We start from the raw sequence: 16054 nt of genomic DNA, 5'->3' as shown, positions 1-16054 counted from the left end.
GGTCTCTATGACAACCCTGCGCACTTTTCTCGCCACTGCCCTGCTGGGCCTGACTCTCTGCGTCGGCACCGTACACGCGGCCGACCCGCCCAGCATCGATTCCGTCCAGCAAACCCTGGACAAGCTGCCGGACCGCAAACTGCCCGACGCCGACATGAAGGCGCTGCAAAGCATCCTGCAGCAAACGCTCACCTTCCTGGGCAACCAGCAGGACTACCAGCAGCGCCTGGTGGACCTCAAGCGCCAGCTCGAAGACGCGCCGCGCCAGACCGTCGACAACCAGCGCGAACTGACTCGCCTCAAGGCCACCAAGGTGATTCCGGTCGCCCAGCGCTACGCCACCTTGCCGGTGCCGCAACTTGAACAACTGCTGGTGCAGCGCACCACCCAGCAAGGCGACCTGCAAAAGGAACTGGCCGACGCCAACAGCCTGACCATCGCGGCCCAGACCCGTCCCGAGCGCGCCCAGACCGAAATCAGCAGCAGCCAGACACGCATCCAGCAGATCAACGCGACCCTCAAGGCCGGTAAAGACAACGGCAAGACCCTCAGCGGTGACCAGCGCAACCAGCTGAACGCCGAGTTGGCCGCCCTCAACGCGCTGATTCCCCTGCGCCGCCAGGAACTGGCCGGCAACAGCCAACTGCAAGACCTGGGCAACAGCCAGCACGACCTGGTGCTGGAAAAGACCGCGCGCCTGGAGCAGGAAATCCAGGACCTGCAAACCCTGATCAACCAGAAACGCCTGGCCCAGTCCCAGGAAACCGTGACCCAGCAGTCCATCGAAGCCCAGAAGGCCGGTGGCAGCAGCCTGCTCGCCACGGAAAGCGCGGCCAACCTGAAACTGTCCGACTACCTGCTCAAAAGCACTGACCGGCTCAACGAGCTGACCCAGAAAAACCTGCAAACCAAGCAGCAACTGGACAGCGTGACCCAAAGCGACTCGGCGCTGGACGAGCAGATCAACGTGCTCAAGGGCAGCCTGCTACTGTCCAAGATCCTCTACAAACAGAAGCAGGCCCTCCCGCGCCTGACCGTGGACCGCGACCTGGCGGATGACATCGCCAACATTCGCCTGTACCAGTTCGAGGTCAATCAACAGCGCGAACTGATCAGCACCCCGAGCACCTACGTCGACAGCTTGCTGGCCAACCAGCCGGCCGACCAGGTGACGCCACAACTGCGGCGCACCCTGCTGGAACTGGCGATCACCCGCAGCGACCTGCTGGAACGCTTGAGCCGGGAACTGAGCGCACTGCTCAACGAATCCATCACCCTGCAACTGAACCAGAAACAACTGCTGAGCACCGCCACCACCTTGCGGGCGACCCTCGACGAACAGATGTTCTGGATTCCCAGCAACAAGCCGCTGGATACCGAATGGCTGGAAACCGTACCGGCGCACCTGAGCAAACAGGTCAATACCCTGCCGTGGGCCTCCAGCGTCAGCGAGCTGTATGACGGCCTGACCCAGCGCCCGCTGCTGTTCCTGCCCCTGCTGTTGTTGATCGGCGCGCTGCTGTGGCGTCGCAGCTACCTGTATGCCCGGCTGAAAAAAATCCATATGGACATCGGCCACTTCAAACGCGACAGCCAGTGGCACACGCCGGTGGCGATCCTGGTGAATATCGCGCTGGCGATGCCGGTGGCCCTGGGCCTGGCACTCTGCGGCTATGCGTTGCAGATCGACGCCCGCGGGCAAAACGCCAACCTCGGCGCCGCCCTGCTGCAGATCGCCCAGGCGTGGCTGGTGTTCTACACCGCGTATCGGATCCTCGCGCCTGGCGGCGTCGCCGAATTGCACTTCCGCTGGGAAAAACCCCAGGTCGAATTCCTCCAGGGCTGGGTACGCAAGCTCGGGCTCGTGGTACTGGCGTTGGTGGCCGTGGTGGCCATCGCCGAACATCAGCCGGCAGCGCTGGCCGACGATGTGCTGGGCATCGGCGTGGTACTGACCTGCTACGCACTGATGGCGTGGCTGCTCGGGCGCCTGCTGCTCAACAGCCCGACCCACGAAAAAGCCTCGCTGTTTCGCAAGGCCGTGGGCCTGGTGTTTACGGCACTGCCGGTGGCGCTGTTTATCGCCGTATGTTTTGGCTACTACTACACCGCCCTCAAGCTCAGCGACCGGCTGATCAACACCTTGTACCTGCTGATGTTCTGGCTGGTGATCGAAGCCACCTTCGTACGTGGCCTGGGTGTTGCGGCACGGCGCCTGGCCTATGCACGGGCCCTGGCCAAACGCCAGGCCGCCAAGGAAGCCGGTGAGGGTGAAGCAGTGATCGAAGAGCCGACCCTGGACATCGAACAGGTCAACGAACAGTCGATGCGCCTGATTCGCCTGGCGCTGCTGGGCGGCTTTATCGCTGCGTTGTACTGGGTGTGGTCCGACTTGATCTCGGTGTTTTCCTACCTGGACAACGTCACCCTCTACGAATACACCAGCGGCACCGGCGCCAATATCAGCATGGTGCCCATCAGCATCGGCGACTTGCTCGGCGCCCTGATCATCATCGGCATCACCTTCGCCCTGGCGCGCAACCTGCCCGGCTTGCTGGAAGTGTTGGTGCTGTCCAAGCTCGACCTGGCCCAGGGCAGCGCCTACGCCACCACCACCTTGCTGTCCTATGTGATTGCCGGCGTCGGGTTTGTCTCCACCCTGTCGACCCTCGGCGTGAGCTGGGACAAGTTGCAATGGCTGGTGGCCGCGCTGTCGGTGGGGTTGGGTTTCGGGATGCAGGAAATCTTCGCCAACTTCATCTCCGGCATCATGATCCTGTTCGAGCGCCCGGTACGGATCGGCGACACCATCACCATCGGCAACTTGTCGGGCACGGTGAGCAAGATCCGCATCCGCGCCACCACCATCACCGACTTCGACCGCAAGGACATCATTGTCCCGAACAAGACGTTCATCACCGGGCAACTGATCAACTGGTCGCTGACCGACACCATCACCCGGGTCACCCTGAAACTGGGCGTGGACTACGGCTCGGACCTGGACCTGGTGAAGGAATTGCTGCTCAAGGCCGCCGCCGAAAACCCACGCGTGCTGAAGGACCCGGCGCCCCACGTGTACTTCCTCAACTTCGGTGAAAGCACCCTCGATCACGAACTGCGCATGCATGTGCGGGACCTGGGCGATCGCAACCCGGTGATCGATGAGGTCAACCGCTTCATCAACCGCGAGTTCAAGAACCACCACATCAACATCTCGTTCCGGCAGATGGAGGTTTACCTGAAGAACCTGCATGGCCAGGAATACAAGCTGGTGCCGGTGGAAGAAGAAAACCGGACCATCCTGCCGCCCGCCCAGGACCAGGACCTGCCCGAGCCGCCGCCCGCCAAACTCGACTAAACGCGCTCTCCCCAGCAGAATGGTCGGACATTCTGCTCAGGAGATGGCCGTTGAAAGCCCTCGACGAACTGACCTTCGACAACCGCTTCGCCCGCCTGGGCGACGGCTTCTCAACCCATGTGCTGCCCGAGCCCATCGACGAACCGCGTTTAGTGGTGGCGAGCGAGGCAGCCATGGCGCTGCTGGATCTCGACCCTGGCGTGGCCGAAACGCCGGTATTTGCCGAGCTGTTCGGCGGGCACAAGCTGTGGGCCGAGGCCGAGCCGCGGGCGATGATCTATTCCGGGCATCAGTTTGGCTCGTACAACCCGCAACTGGGGGATGGCCGCGGATTGTTGCTGGGCGAGGTGTACAACCAGGCCGGCGAGCATTGGGACCTGCACCTCAAGGGTGCCGGGCAAACCCCGTACTCGCGCATGGGCGATGGTCGTGCGGTGTTGCGCTCGTCGATCCGGGAGTTTCTGGCGTCGGAAGCACTGCATGCGCTGGGCATTCCCAGCAATCGTGCGCTGTGTGTGATCGGTTCCACCACGCCGGTGTGGCGCGAGAAACAGGAGCGCGCCGCCATGGTGCTGCGCCTGGCCCACAGCCACGTGCGCTTTGGGCATTTCGAATATTTCTACTACACCAAGAAGCCTGAATTGCAGAAGCAATTGGCGGAGCACGTGCTGTCCCTGCACTTCCCGGAATGCATGGAACAGCCCGAGCCGTACCTGGCGATGTTCCGCGAAATCGTCGAGCGTAATGCCGAGTTGATCGCCAAGTGGCAGGCCTATGGGTTCTGCCATGGAGTGATGAACACCGACAACATGTCGATCCTCGGCATCACCTTCGACTTCGGGCCGTTTGCATTTTTGGACGATTTCGACGCGCAGTTCGTCTGCAACCACTCCGACCATGAAGGGCGTTATTCCTTCAGCAACCAGGTGCCGATCGGGCAGTGGAACCTGAGCGCACTGGCCCAGGCGTTGACGCCGTTTATCAGCGTCGAGGCGCTGCGGGAAACGCTGGGGCTGTATCTGCCGTTGTTCCAGGCCCACTACCTGGACCTGATGCGCCGCCGACTGGGCCTCACCACCGCCGAAGATGACGATCAGAAACTGGTGGAGCGCCTGCTGCAACTGATGCAGAACAGCGGCGTCGATTACACCCTGTTCTTCCGCCGGCTGGGGGATGAATCAGCCGCGTTGGCCGTGGCGCGGTTGCGCGACGACTTTGTCGACCTCAAGGGATTTGATGAGTGGGCAGACCTGTACAAAGCCCGTGTGGAGCGCGACGCCAGCGGCACAGAAGAACAGCGACGTGAGCGGATGCATGGGGTGAATCCGCTTTATATCCTGCGCAACTATTTGGCGCAGAACGCCATCCAGGCGGCGGAGCTTGGGGATTACAGCGAAGTGCGCCGGCTGCATGAAGTGCTGACCAAACCGTTTGAAGAGCAGCCGGGGATGGAACGATACGCCCAGCGGCCGCCGGATTGGGGGAAGCATTTGGAGATTAGTTGTTCTTCATAGCGCGACCTAGATAAAGGTCTCCACTGAAACCCCAAAGCGCTCCGCCAGCCAACGAATCTGCCGCAGGTTGAGCTGGCGTTTGCCACTAAGTACTTCAGAGACAACCGACTGCGCACCAACGCCCGGGAGATCACTTTGGGTCAAGCCATGCTCTCGCATCATTGAACGTAGCACTTCAACGCCACTGGCAACGGGCATCGGCCGGTGCTCGAGATCGTAGGCCTCGATCCAGTCACTGAGGATATCCACCAGGCTCATGAGCGGGCTGGATTCATCTTCGCCTATCAGGTCCAGCAATTCGTCGAGGGCGCTGACCAAGGTATCGTAGTCCGCCTCGTTTCTTGGCTTGCGCAGCAATGGCGAAACAAATTGCCAGTGTTCGGCAGCCTGCCTGATGAGTGCGCTCATCTGATTTTCTCCTTCCATTTACCTTGCTCATATTCACGGTGATCGAACAGGTACTTGATATAAATTCGTTGTACTTGGTAATGCACGAAGGCAATCAACCTCAGCTTATTGCCCCCGATGTCAAACACATGGAACTGCCCGACTTTGTCTGTTGCAGGGAACATTCCTTTCATCGACGCAAAGTCGGCGGGACTGTTGCGTTTCATTCTGCGATACCACTCATCCAGTGCCGTGGCTGAATGCGGCCATCTTTCTTTCGCTTCCCATATCCTTTTTTCGCTGATCACTCGCATGCAACATCCTTATCGCATCTTGCTATGAAGGTTAGTCTTGCCGAAAAAATATCGCAATCTGCGATATTCCTTGGCGGACCAGTGGCGCAATTCCAAGCACCCTTCAACAGCCTAGATACGCCGCGATAGAAGTCACCACCAAAAATGTGAACGCGTACGTCACTAGCGTCGAACCTTGATAAACACCCTTCCCGGCTCCAAATAGAACCCATTGGCCACTTTCACGGAGCCCAGCATGTCCGACTCTCTAGTAATCCCCTGCCCCCACTGCAACGATCTTAACCGCATCCCCAATGAACGCCTGGGCGATGCGCCTAAATGCGGGCGCTGCAAGCAACCGGTGCTGTTAAGCAAACCCTTTGAGCTGAAACAGGGCGATTACGCCAGCCAGATCAAGGGCGGCCTGCCGTTGCTGGTGGATGTGTGGGCCGAATGGTGCGGGCCGTGCAAGTCGTTTGCGCCGGTGTTTGAGCAGGCCGCCGGGCAGTTGGCCGGGAAGTGTCGATTGGCCAAGCTCGATAGCGAGGCCAATCAGCAGTTATCCGCTCAGTTGGGGATTCGCTCGATTCCCAGCCTGATCCTGTTCAAGAATGGCCGGGAAGTGGCGCGTCAGAGCGGTGCGTTTCCGTTACCGCAGTTGATGAGCTGGCTGCGCAGTCAGGGCGTTTGAGGTAGCGGGACGCCCCGCCCCATCACCTGCCCCATCAGCAATACGCCCAATTCGCTCAATTGATGAATGGCCAACGCGACATCGCGCTGCTTGCCGGTGAGGTCGTCGGAAAGGTCGAGCAAGAGGGTGGTGACTGAGGAGAAGGTTTCGTAGGTATTGAGGATCAGGGTTTCGGTGGCTTGGCCGGGGCTGACTGTAAAAAGGTACGACGGGGGATTTGGAGTAGCTTTAAACATGGTCGACATTCCTGATTGGAGCCGCCATCTGATCGCTACTAAACGAATTAGGGTGGCAGCTGTACGCAGGTTAGTAGACCGGGAAATGTCGAAGCCGGCGCGCCCGAAGACGCCCTACGCACAGCTACCATCAAGCACAGACTCAGCGCCTGAAAGATGAAGCTTATGCACTTAACGACAAACACTCGGGCTACTAAACCCGATCACTGAGAATTCAGCGACCGAGCAACCTTAGAGACGCCCATCCAGACGCACAAGCCGGCGGATTCTGGCGTAACTGTAGGCAACGGCGCAAGACGACGATTTCCCTGTAGGAACAAAGACCAAATGTGGGAGCGGGCTTGCTCGCGAATGCGGTGAGTCAGTCAATAGAGAATTCGACTGATCCACCGCATTCGCGAGCAAGCCCGCTCCCACATGGGTGATGTGTTGCCTGCTAAATCACGCGTTTTCCAGCAAGTTATGCAATTCCACAAACTGCTGTGTCAGCTTGTGCCGTGGGTCCAGGTGGATCAGCGGCATGTTCGCCTGGTGCGATTCACGCATGCGCACCGAACTGGTCAGGTACACCGGCAGTACCGGCAACCCTTCGGCAATCAATTCATCCAGAATCTGCTGCGGCAGGCTCGCCCGGGCCTGGAACTGGTTGACCACGATGCCTTCCACTTCCAGCCCTTCGTTGTGGTCTTCCTTCAATTCTTCGATCTCGGCCAACAGGCCATACAGCGCCTGGCGGGAGAAGCTGTCGCAATCGAAGGGGATCAGCACGCGATCAGCGGCAATCAGCGCTGAAACGGCATAAAAGTTCAGCGCCGGCGGCGTATCCAGGTAGATCCGGTCGTAGTCCTCGCTCAATTCATCCAGCAGCTTTCGCAGCTTGTTGATCTTGTGCTTGGCCTCGAGCTTGGGCTGCAAGTCGGCCAGTTCCGCGGTGGCGGTGATGACGTGCAGGTTGTCGAACGGGGTTTCGTAGATATCCACCTGGTTCTTCTTCGAAAACGGCCCGGAAGACAGGGTTTGCTTGAAGAAGTCGGCGATTCCCATGGGGATATCGTCGCCGGTCAGCCCGGTGAGGTACTGGGTAGAGTTAGCCTGGGCATCGAGGTCCACCAACAGGGTTCGATAGCCTTCGCTGGCGCTGACCGCCGCCAGGTTGCAGGCAATGCTGGACTTGCCAACACCGCCTTTTTGGTTGAACACCACGCGCCGCATGGAAAAACCTCCGTGTATCAATGAATGACCCGAGTGTAGAGGGCAAAAGCGCCCGTTAGCTACCTCGTTTGTTCCTGTACTACAGCATCAGAGGCTCTATCTCGCATAACAATTTCCCGTCTGTCCGACAAAGCAGGAATTGCCTGACACCTGCTGCCCTACCTGCATGATGGACAATCGGTAATTCTTTCCAGCGAATTTGTAATTATCCGTGAACAATTCTTTACCAAAGTTTGCTAGAACCCCGCAGCACCGGGATAATGCGCGCCATTCGGCGATTGCACCCTGTCCCGGTATTCGGGGCCAATGGCCGCACAAGGAAGCCCGCAGGGGCGGGATAACTTCTCAGTGATCAATTTCAACATCGCCCAATGGCGCGCCTGGGCTCCCGGGCTCGAAAGCGCGGACGACTGGCGCACCTGGTGCCGGCAGCCGACATTGCTCGCCCGCACCGACGCGGCACCCGATGTGTCCTTCCTGCCGGCCATGCAGCGCCGGCGCCTGAGCCGCCTGGCGCGCATGGCCTTCAGTGTGGGCTGGCCCCTGGCCGAAGGCTTGCAACAGTTGCCATTGGTGTTTGTTTCCCGTCACGGCGAAACCCCACGCACCCTCGATATTCTCAGCGACCTGGCCAACGACGAGCCCCTGTCGCCGACCCAGTTCAGCCTGTCGGTGCATAACGCGGTGATTGGCCTGTGGTCGATCCTGCGCAATGAAACCAGCGAAATGACCGCCCTCGCCGCCGCCGGCGATGGCCTGGAGCACGGCATGCTCGAAGCCGCTGCCCTGCTCAATGAAGGCGCAACGGCTGTATTGCTGATCATTACCGAGGAACAGCCCCCCGAAGCCTATGCGCGCTGGATCGAGGACGTGCCCTTCCCCTACGCCCTCGGCCTGCTGCTGACACCGGGCGACGAGTGGCAGCTGGAACTGAATACAGCCGCTGTCCAACCCACCACCAAAGCCCAGTGGCCCCACGCCCTGAACCTGCTGCGCACCCTGCTGAACGAACAGGGCGCCTGCCAACATGCCTGGAAGAACCGAGTATGGAACTGGCAACGCAAGTCCTGACCGAAAAGCCCCGGAAGGCCTACTACTGGCGCCTGTTCGCCACTGCCACCGCCTTCGCCCTGTTTGGCCTCGGCGGCCTGTGCCTGCGTGTCCTGGTGTTTCCGCTGCTCAGTTGCCTGCCGGGTGATGCCAAACAGCATCAGCGACGCGCCCGCCACACCATCAGCTGCCTGTTCTGGTTGTTTATCCGCATGATGATGCGCCTGGGCATCCTGACCTACAGCGTCGAAGGCGCGGAAAAGCTCGGCCGCCCGGGCCAGATGATCATTGCCAACCACCCATCGCTGGTGGACGTGGTGTTCCTGATCGCCCAGATGCGCCAAACCAACTGCGTGGTCAAGCAGAGCCTGTGGCAGAACCCCTTCACCCGGGGCCCGGTGCGCGACGCCGGCTACATCAGCAACGACGGCAGCGCCGACATGCTCGACGCCGCCGCCGATGCCCTGCGGGACGGCCAGACCCTGATCATTTTCCCGGAAGGTACCCGCACCTCACCGGGCCAGGCACCGACCTTTCATCGCGGCGCCGCCGCCATTGCCCTGCGCGGTGCGAGCATCATCACTCCGGTAGTGATCAAGGTCAGCCCCACCACCCTGACCAAGGCCGAACCCTGGTATCGCATCCCGAATCGCCGCTTTCACTTCAGTTTGCGCGTGGGTGCCGATATAGAACCACAGGCGTTTGCCGCACAAGGGCCCGCGCCCCAGGCATCACGCAAGCTCAACGATTACCTGCACCAGTATTTTATTAAGGAGCTCGCCGAAGATGAGCAACCCACACAGCCTTGAGCACGACATAAAAACGCTGATCATTGAGGCCCTGGGCCTGGAAGACATCAGCGAGAGCGACATCGGCAACGAGCAAACCCTGTTCGGCGAAGGCCTTGGCCTGGATTCAGTCGACGCCCTGGAATTGGGCCTGGCGATCCAGAAAAAGTACGGCATCAAGATCGATGCCGACGCCAAGGACACCCGCAATCACTTCACCAACGTGGCCAGCCTCGCGGCGTTCGTCACGGCCCGACAGGCAGCTTGAGACCGTACCATGCAAACTCGTGACGATATTTTCAACACCTTGCGCGACGCCCTGGTGGAACTGTTTGAACTGGAACCGGAACGCGTCACGCTCGACGCCAACCTGTACCAGGACCTGGAAATCGACAGCATTGATGCAGTGGACCTGATCGACCACATCAAGCGCCAGACCGGCAAGAAAATCGCCGCCGAAGAGTTCAAGGCCGTGCGTACCGTGAATGACGTGGTCGAGGCGGTCTACCGTCTGGTTCAACCGGCCGCATGAGCCGGCTGATCGGCCTTGGCCTGTTGCTGGCGGGGCTGCTGTACCCTTTTGCGGTGTATTACGGCACTGAGCATTTTGCCCCGTGGCAATTTGGCCTGCTGCTGGGCAGCCTGTGGCTGTTGCGCGCCCTGACCGGCGCCAGGCGCCCGGGCAGCCGCTGGATGGCGGCGGCGATCATTGTCTTTTGCCTGCTGCTCGCCTGGTTCGACAACCCGCAGATGCTGCGCTGGTACCCGAGCCTGGTCAGCGCCTTCATGCTGGCACTGTTCGGCCTGAGCCTGAAATACGGGCCGCCGATGGTCGAGCGCCTGGCGCGCATGAGCGAGCCGCAACTGCCCGAAGAAGCGATTGTGTATACCCGCCAGGTCACCGTGGTGTGGAGTGTATTTTTCCTGTGTAACGGCCTGCTCGCCGCCGCCCTCACCCTGTGGGCGCCGCTGAGCTGGTGGACGTTGTACAACGGCATGATCGCCTACGGGCTGATGGGGCTGTTGTTTGCCGTGGAATGGCTGGTACGACAAAGGGTTCGAGGCCGCGTATGAATTGGTTGAATCTTGAGCACTTGCTGCTTGAGCCTGTGGAGCAGCGTTTGGTCACCACCGAACCTGCCCTGGATCACCCACACCTGTGGGAGAAGTCCCTGAGCCTGGCCGCCGGGTTGCAAGCCCGGGGCATCCAGCGCCTGGCGGTGTACCTGGAAGATGCCGGCTTGCTGGCGATCGCCCTGCTGGGTGCGTGGCGCGCAGGCGTCAGCGTGTTGTTGCCCGCCGACCTGCAACCGCAGACGCGCCAACGCTGGGACGATGCCGTCGACGCCTGGCTGACCGAGGCCGGCGACCTGGATGCGCTGTATCAAGCGCCATCAAGCGCCGCAGCCCTGGACCTGGATGCCTGCTGCCTGAGCCTGTGCACCTCCGGCTCCAGCGGCGAACCCAAGCGCATCGACAAAACCCTGCGCCAGATGGCCAACGAGGTCCAGGCGCTGGAAACCCTGTGGGGCGCCGACCTCGGCGAGGCCTGCATCATCGGCAGCGTCGCCACCCAGCATATCTATGGCTTGCTGTTCCGGGTGCTGTGGCCGTTGTGTGCCGGGCGCACCTTTGTGCGCCAACAGTTGGCATTTCCCGAGGACTTGCAGCGCGCCAGCCGCGAGCATGCGCAATTTGCCTGGGTCGCCAGCCCGGCGCTCCTCAAGCGCATGGGTGACAACCTCGACTGGCCAGCGCTTACACCGGTCAAACGGGTGTTTTCCTCCGGCGGCGCCTTGCCCCTTGAAGCCGCCGGCAGCCTGCATCAGCGTTTGCAGCAATGGCCGACGGAAATCCTCGGCAGCTCGGAAACCGGCGGCATCGCCTGGCGCCAGGGCGAACAACCGTGGCAGCCGTTTGCCGACGTGCAGCTGAGCCAGGACGCCGACGGCGCCTTGCGCATCGCCTCGCCATACTTGCCCGCCGGCCATGTCGAACAGACCGCCGACGCCGCCACCATCCACGCCGACGGCCGCTTCGAATTGCTCGGCCGCCTGGACCGCATCGTCAAGCTGGAAGAAAAACGCATCTCCCTGCCGATGCTGGAACAGGCGCTGATGGACCATGCCTGGGTCGCTGAAACGCGCCTGGGCGTGGTGCAGGAAAACCGCGCCTCCCTCGGCGCCCTCGTGGTGCTCAGCGCAGACGGCTTGCATGCCCTGCGTAACCAGGGCCGGCGCACCGTCACCCAAACCCTGCGCCAGCACTTGAGCCAACACTGCGAAGCCCTGGCGCTGCCCCGCCGCTGGCGCCTGTTGCGCCAATTGCCGCTGAACACCCAAGGCAAGCTGCCCCAGGCCGACGTCGAAGCCCTGCTGCTGGCACCGCGCCCGAAAGCCCCGGAAGTACTGGAACAAGTCGAAGCCAACGGTGAATGGACCCTGCAACTGGCGATCCCGCCGGACCTCGCCTACTTCAGCGGCCACTTCCCGCAAACCCCGGTGCTACCGGGTGTGGTGCAAGTGGATTGGGCGCTGAGCCTGGGCCAGCAACTGCTCAAGCTGCCGGGGCCGTTCGCCGGGATGGAAGTGCTGAAGTTCCAGCAACTGGTACGCCCGGATGACCGGATCGAACTGCACCTGCGGTTCGACCAGGAGCGCGGCAAGTTGTACTTCGCCTACCGCAATGAGGCGGCCGCCTGCTCCAGTGGGCGGATCGTGCTGGGGAGGGTCAGTGATTAAGCTTTTGTGGCGAGGGAGCTTGCTCCCGCTGGAGTGCGCAGCACTCCCAACCCAGGCACTGTGGTTTGTCAGGCAAATCGGTGTCGCCTGTGTTGGGGCCGCTTCGCAGCCCAGCGGGAGCAAGCTCCCTCGCCACGCACAGCGCTTCTGCCAATGGGGTATCTGTTATGCATAAGCCCTGCGCCTTGATCCCGGTCTATAACCACGAAGCCGCCGTGCCCGCCGTGGTTCATAGCGTGCTGTCCAGCGGCCTGCCATGCCTGCTGGTAGACGACGGCAGCAGCGCCGCCTGCGCCGCCGTGCTGGCGCAACTGGCAACCCTCGACAACGTGTCCCTGCTGACCCTGCCCGCCAACCAGGGCAAAGGCGCCGCCGTCATGGCCGGCTTTCGCGAAGCCGCACGCCTGGGTTTCACCCACGCCCTGCAAGTGGACGCCGACGGCCAGCACGACCTGCGGGAAGTCGGTACCTTCCTCGACGCCTCCCGCGCCCACCCGAATGCGGTGATCTGCGGCTACCCGGAATACGACGACAGCGTGCCCAAGGGCCGCCTTTACGCGCGCTACCTGACCCACGTTTGGGTGTGGATCAATACCTTGTCGCTGCAGATCCGCGATTCCATGTGCGGCTTTCGCGTGTACCCACTGCCACCGACCCTGGCCTTGATGGACTCGGCCAACATCGGCAAACGCATGGATTTCGACTCCGACATCCTGGTGCGCCTGGCCTGGCGCAACCAGCCGATGCGCTGGCTGCCGACCAAGGTGCACTACCCCGCCGACGGCCTGTCGCACTTTCGCCTGTTCCATGACAACGCGCTGATTTCCTCGATGCACACCCGGCTGTTCTTCGGCATGTTGGTGCGCGCGCCGATGATCCTCTGGCGCCGGTGGCAGGCATGAGCCAGGACACCAAGCACTGGGCCGACCGCGAGGAGCGCGGCAGCTTCTGGCTGATGAAATTCACCGCCTTCGCCGCCAAGGTCCTCGGGCGCCGGCTGCTGAGCCCGCTGCTCTACGGCATCGTTTTCTACTTCTTTCTGTTCGGCCGCACGGCCCGCCAAAGCGCCTGGCAATACCAGCAGCGCCTGGCCGACTGGAGCCGGCGCGACGACCTGCGCCCTACCCACAGAAGCGTCTTCGGCCAGTTCATGGCATTCGCCGACGCCCTGCTGGACAAGCTCGACGTATGGAACGGCAAGCTGCGCCTGGAGCAGATCGAAATCATCGACCCGGCCCAACTGCGCGGCCAGCTGCGCAGCGAACGCGGGCAGATGCTGGTGGGCGCGCACCTGGGCAATCTTGAGGTGTGCCGCGCCCTCGCCGAGCTTGGCGAAAAGGTCACCATGAACGTGCTGGTGCACACCAAGCACGCTGAACGTTTCAACCGGATTCTGGGCGAAGCCGGGGCGACCAATCTGCGCCTGATCCAGGTCAGCGAACTCGACCCGGCGGTGATGATGCTGCTCAGCCAGCGCCTCGACGACGGCGAGTGGCTGGCGATTGCCGGCGACCGCGTACCGCTGCATGGCGGGCGCACGGTACGCGTGGATTTCCTCGGCCATGACGCCGCCTTCCCCCAAGGCCCGTGGCTGTTGGCCGGTTTGCTGAAATGCCCGGTCAACCTGCTGATGTGCTTGAAGCATCAAGGCCGTTATCGCCTGATCATCGAGCCGTTCGCCCGGTTGATCGAATGGAAACGCAGCGACCGCCAGCAGGTGATCGCACAATGGACCGCCCGCTACGCCGAGCGCCTGGGCCAGTTCTGCCTGGAAGCGCCCCAACAATGGTTCAACTTTTACCCTTTCTGGAAGACCGATGACGACGCATCTTGAGCCGGTAACCTTCGGCGAAATTCCCCTGCGCATCGAAGACGTGCTGGCCCTGGCCAACCGTCAGGCGCCGACTCAACTGCAAGCCGATGCCAAGTACCGCCAGCGCATCGCCAAGGGCGCGCAGTTCCTGGATTCGTTGCTGGACAAGGAAGGCGTGATCTACGGCGTGACCACCGGCTACGGCGACTCGTGCGTGGTGGCGGTGCCGCTGGAGCACGTCGAAGCGCTGCCCCGCCACCTCTACACGTTCCACGGCTGCGGCCTGGGCAAGTTGCTGGATGCGCAAGCCACCCGCGCGGTGCTGGCGGCGCGGTTGCAGTCGCTTTGCCATGGCGTGTCGGGCGTGCGCGTGGAGTTGCTGGAGCGCCTGCACGCGTTCCTGGAATTTGACGTGCTGCCGCTGATTCCGGAAGAAGGCTCGGTGGGCGCCAGCGGTGATTTGACGCCGCTGTCCTACGTGGCCGCGACCTTGTCAGGCGAGCGCGAAGTGCTGTTCCGTGGCGAACGCCGCCAGGCGGCGGAGGTGCACCGCGAGCTGGGCTGGGACCCGCTGGTACTGCGCCCGAAAGAGGCCCTGGCACTGATGAACGGCACCGCCGTGATGACCGGCCTCGCCTGCCTGGCCTTCGCCCGCGCCGACTACCTGCTGCAACTGGCCACGCGCATCACCGCGCTGAACGTGGTGGCGCTGCAAGGCAACCCGGAGCATTTCGACGAGCGCCTGTTTGCCGCCAAGCCGCACCCGGGGCAGATGCAAGTCGCCGCCTGGCTGCGCAAGGATCTGGCCATCGACGCGCCGACCGCGCCGCTGCATCGCCTGCAAGACCGTTACTCCCTGCGCTGCGCCCCCCACGTCCTGGGCGTGCTGGCCGACAGCCTGAACTGGTTGCGCTCGTTCATCGAGATCGAACTCAACAGCGCCAACGACAACCCGATCATCGACGCCGAAGAAGAACGCGTGCTGCACGGCGGCCACTTCTACGGCGGCCACATCGCCTTCGCCATGGACAGCCTCAAGACCCTGGTGGCCAACGTCGCCGACCTGCTGGACCGCCAGCTCGCGCTGCTGGTGGACGTGCGTTACAACCACGGCTTGCCGAGCAATTTGTCCGGTGCGCCAGCCGAGCGGGCGATGATCAACCACGGCTTCAAGGCTGTGCAGATCGGCACCAGCGCCTGGACCGCCGAAGCGCTGAAAAACACCATGCCGGCCAGCGTGTTCTCGCGCTCCACCGAGTGCCACAACCAGGACAAGGTGAGCATGGGCACCATCGCCGCCCGCGATGCGATTCGTGTGCTGGAACTGACCGAACAAGTCGCCGCCGCCACTTTGCTCGCCGCCAACCAGGGCGTATGGCTGCGGGCCCAGGCTGAAGATGCGCGCCCGCTGCCGCCGGCGCTGGCCGCCATGCACGACGAGCTGGCCAAAGACTTCCCGCCGGTCATCGAAGACCGCGCCCTGGAAGGCGAATTGCGCCTGTGCCTGAAACGCATCGCCGAGCAACACTGGAGGCTGCATGCGTAGCCCCGGCGTGTTGCACTGCGACACTGAAATCCTCGTGCCGTTTTTCGACATCGACACCATGAACGTGGTGTGGCACGGGCACTACGTAAAGTACCTGGAAGTCGCCCGCTGCGCCTTGCTGGACAAGCTCGGCCACAACTACACAGCGATGCTGCAAGCGGGTTACGCCTGGCCGGTGATCGATATGCAACTGCGCTATGTGCGCGGTGCAACCTTCGGCCAGACCATCAACGTGCGCGCCAGCCTGGTGGAGTGGGAGAACCGCTTGAAGGTCAATTACCTGATCAGCGACAAGGCCACCGGTGAGCGTCTGACCCGCGCCAGCACCGTGCAAGTGGCGGTGGAAATTGCCAGCCGCGAAATGCAGTTGGCATCGCCGAAGGTATTTGTCGACGCAGTCGAGAGGGCGCTGTCATGACACACAA

17 protein-coding genes are annotated in these 16054 nt (G+C 62.1%); 13 read left to right on the top strand and 4 right to left on the bottom strand.

All coding sequences use genetic code 11. The annotated features are described in order from the left end of the window. Positions 1 to 7: 7 nt before the first annotated feature. Together mscK and selO are read left to right on the top strand one after the other, a co-directional pair. Positions 8 to 3358, top strand: coding sequence for a mechanosensitive channel MscK (gene mscK / locus HX869_RS06325; RefSeq protein ID WP_008439184.1), 3351 nt, complete (start codon positions 8 to 10; stop codon positions 3356 to 3358). A 50-nt stretch (positions 3359 to 3408) separates the two neighbouring features. Continuing rightward, the gene (gene selO, locus HX869_RS06320; protein WP_178902876.1) at positions 3409 to 4872 is read left to right on the top strand and encodes a protein adenylyltransferase SelO; all 1464 of its coding nucleotides are present in this window, start codon (positions 3409 to 3411) and stop codon (positions 4870 to 4872) included. A 6-nt stretch (positions 4873 to 4878) separates the two neighbouring features. Here selO and HX869_RS06315 read toward each other — a convergent pair whose 3' ends face one another. Beyond that, complete coding sequence (locus HX869_RS06315; protein WP_008439186.1) at positions 4879 to 5280, bottom strand: type II toxin-antitoxin system HigA family antitoxin; 402 nt, start codon at positions 5278 to 5280, stop codon at positions 4879 to 4881. Then, a complete protein-coding gene (locus tag HX869_RS06310) occupies positions 5277 to 5573 on the bottom strand; it encodes a type II toxin-antitoxin system HigB family toxin (protein ID WP_093202502.1) in 297 nt (98 codons plus the stop codon). Before HX869_RS06310 ends, HX869_RS06315 begins: the two co-directional genes overlap by 4 nt. Before the next feature lie 235 nt (positions 5574 to 5808). Here HX869_RS06310 and trxC point away from each other — a divergent pair, with 235 nt between their 5' ends. Next, positions 5809 to 6243 carry a thioredoxin TrxC gene (gene trxC / locus HX869_RS06305; RefSeq protein WP_178902875.1) on the top strand — a complete coding sequence of 145 codons (435 nt, stop codon included), beginning with the start codon at positions 5809 to 5811 and terminating at the stop codon, positions 6241 to 6243. Here the strand turns inward: trxC and HX869_RS06300 are convergent. Continuing rightward, the gene (locus tag HX869_RS06300; protein ID WP_177028668.1) at positions 6231 to 6479 is read right to left on the bottom strand and encodes a DUF6124 family protein; all 249 of its coding nucleotides are present in this window, start codon (positions 6477 to 6479) and stop codon (positions 6231 to 6233) included. The two genes, trxC and HX869_RS06300, sit on opposite strands and share 13 nt — an antisense overlap. Positions 6480 to 6920: 441 nt before the next feature. Then, positions 6921 to 7691 carry a ParA family protein gene (locus tag HX869_RS06295; RefSeq protein ID WP_178902874.1) on the bottom strand — a complete coding sequence of 257 codons (771 nt, stop codon included), beginning with the start codon at positions 7689 to 7691 and terminating at the stop codon, positions 6921 to 6923. 348 nt (positions 7692 to 8039) lie between these two features. Between HX869_RS06295 and HX869_RS06290 the strand changes: the two genes are divergently transcribed. The 10 genes from HX869_RS06290 (at position 8040) to HX869_RS06245 (ending at position 16047) form a co-directional block, all read left to right on the top strand. After that, the gene (locus HX869_RS06290) at positions 8040 to 8762 is read left to right on the top strand and encodes a beta-ketoacyl synthase chain length factor (protein WP_178902873.1); all 723 of its coding nucleotides are present in this window, start codon (positions 8040 to 8042) and stop codon (positions 8760 to 8762) included. Then, the gene (locus HX869_RS06285) at positions 8738 to 9550 is read left to right on the top strand and encodes a 1-acyl-sn-glycerol-3-phosphate acyltransferase (RefSeq protein WP_178902872.1); all 813 of its coding nucleotides are present in this window, start codon (positions 8738 to 8740) and stop codon (positions 9548 to 9550) included. The genes HX869_RS06290 and HX869_RS06285 overlap by 25 nt, the downstream gene beginning before the upstream one ends. After that, positions 9528 to 9797 carry a phosphopantetheine-binding protein gene (locus HX869_RS06280; RefSeq protein WP_003209392.1) on the top strand — a complete coding sequence of 90 codons (270 nt, stop codon included), beginning with the start codon at positions 9528 to 9530 and terminating at the stop codon, positions 9795 to 9797. Before HX869_RS06285 ends, HX869_RS06280 begins: the two co-directional genes overlap by 23 nt. Positions 9798 to 9806: 9 nt before the next feature. Next, positions 9807 to 10061: an acyl carrier protein gene (locus HX869_RS06275; RefSeq protein ID WP_003209389.1), complete on the top strand. Its 255-nt coding sequence runs from the start codon at positions 9807 to 9809 to the stop codon at positions 10059 to 10061. Next, the gene (locus tag HX869_RS06270) at positions 10058 to 10603 is read left to right on the top strand and encodes a membrane protein (RefSeq protein WP_008439202.1); all 546 of its coding nucleotides are present in this window, start codon (positions 10058 to 10060) and stop codon (positions 10601 to 10603) included. The genes HX869_RS06275 and HX869_RS06270 overlap by 4 nt, the downstream gene beginning before the upstream one ends. Further along, entirely contained in the window at positions 10600 to 12270 is a 1671-nt protein-coding gene (locus HX869_RS06265) for an acyl-CoA synthetase family protein (protein ID WP_177008296.1), read from the top strand. Before HX869_RS06270 ends, HX869_RS06265 begins: the two co-directional genes overlap by 4 nt. Before the next feature lie 167 nt (positions 12271 to 12437). After that, the gene (locus tag HX869_RS06260) at positions 12438 to 13172 is read left to right on the top strand and encodes a glycosyltransferase family 2 protein (protein WP_177054806.1); all 735 of its coding nucleotides are present in this window, start codon (positions 12438 to 12440) and stop codon (positions 13170 to 13172) included. Continuing rightward, positions 13169 to 14104 carry a glycosyl transferase gene (locus HX869_RS06255; RefSeq protein WP_003209381.1) on the top strand — a complete coding sequence of 312 codons (936 nt, stop codon included), beginning with the start codon at positions 13169 to 13171 and terminating at the stop codon, positions 14102 to 14104. The genes HX869_RS06260 and HX869_RS06255 overlap by 4 nt, the downstream gene beginning before the upstream one ends. Beyond that, the gene (gene hutH / locus HX869_RS06250) at positions 14088 to 15629 is read left to right on the top strand and encodes a histidine ammonia-lyase (RefSeq protein WP_177047539.1); all 1542 of its coding nucleotides are present in this window, start codon (positions 14088 to 14090) and stop codon (positions 15627 to 15629) included. The genes HX869_RS06255 and hutH overlap by 17 nt, the downstream gene beginning before the upstream one ends. After that, positions 15622 to 16047, top strand: a complete 426-nt coding sequence (locus HX869_RS06245) for a thioesterase family protein (RefSeq protein ID WP_178902871.1) — start codon at positions 15622 to 15624, stop codon at positions 16045 to 16047. Before hutH ends, HX869_RS06245 begins: the two co-directional genes overlap by 8 nt. Positions 16048 to 16054 lie beyond the last annotated feature (7 nt).

This window comes from Pseudomonas sp. P7779 (genome assembly GCF_013386315.1).
In the GTDB taxonomy this organism is placed as follows: domain Bacteria; phylum Pseudomonadota; class Gammaproteobacteria; order Pseudomonadales; family Pseudomonadaceae; genus Aquipseudomonas.
The sequence above is the reverse complement of the archived record's forward strand: the minus strand, read 5'-3'. Positions and strand labels throughout refer to the sequence as shown.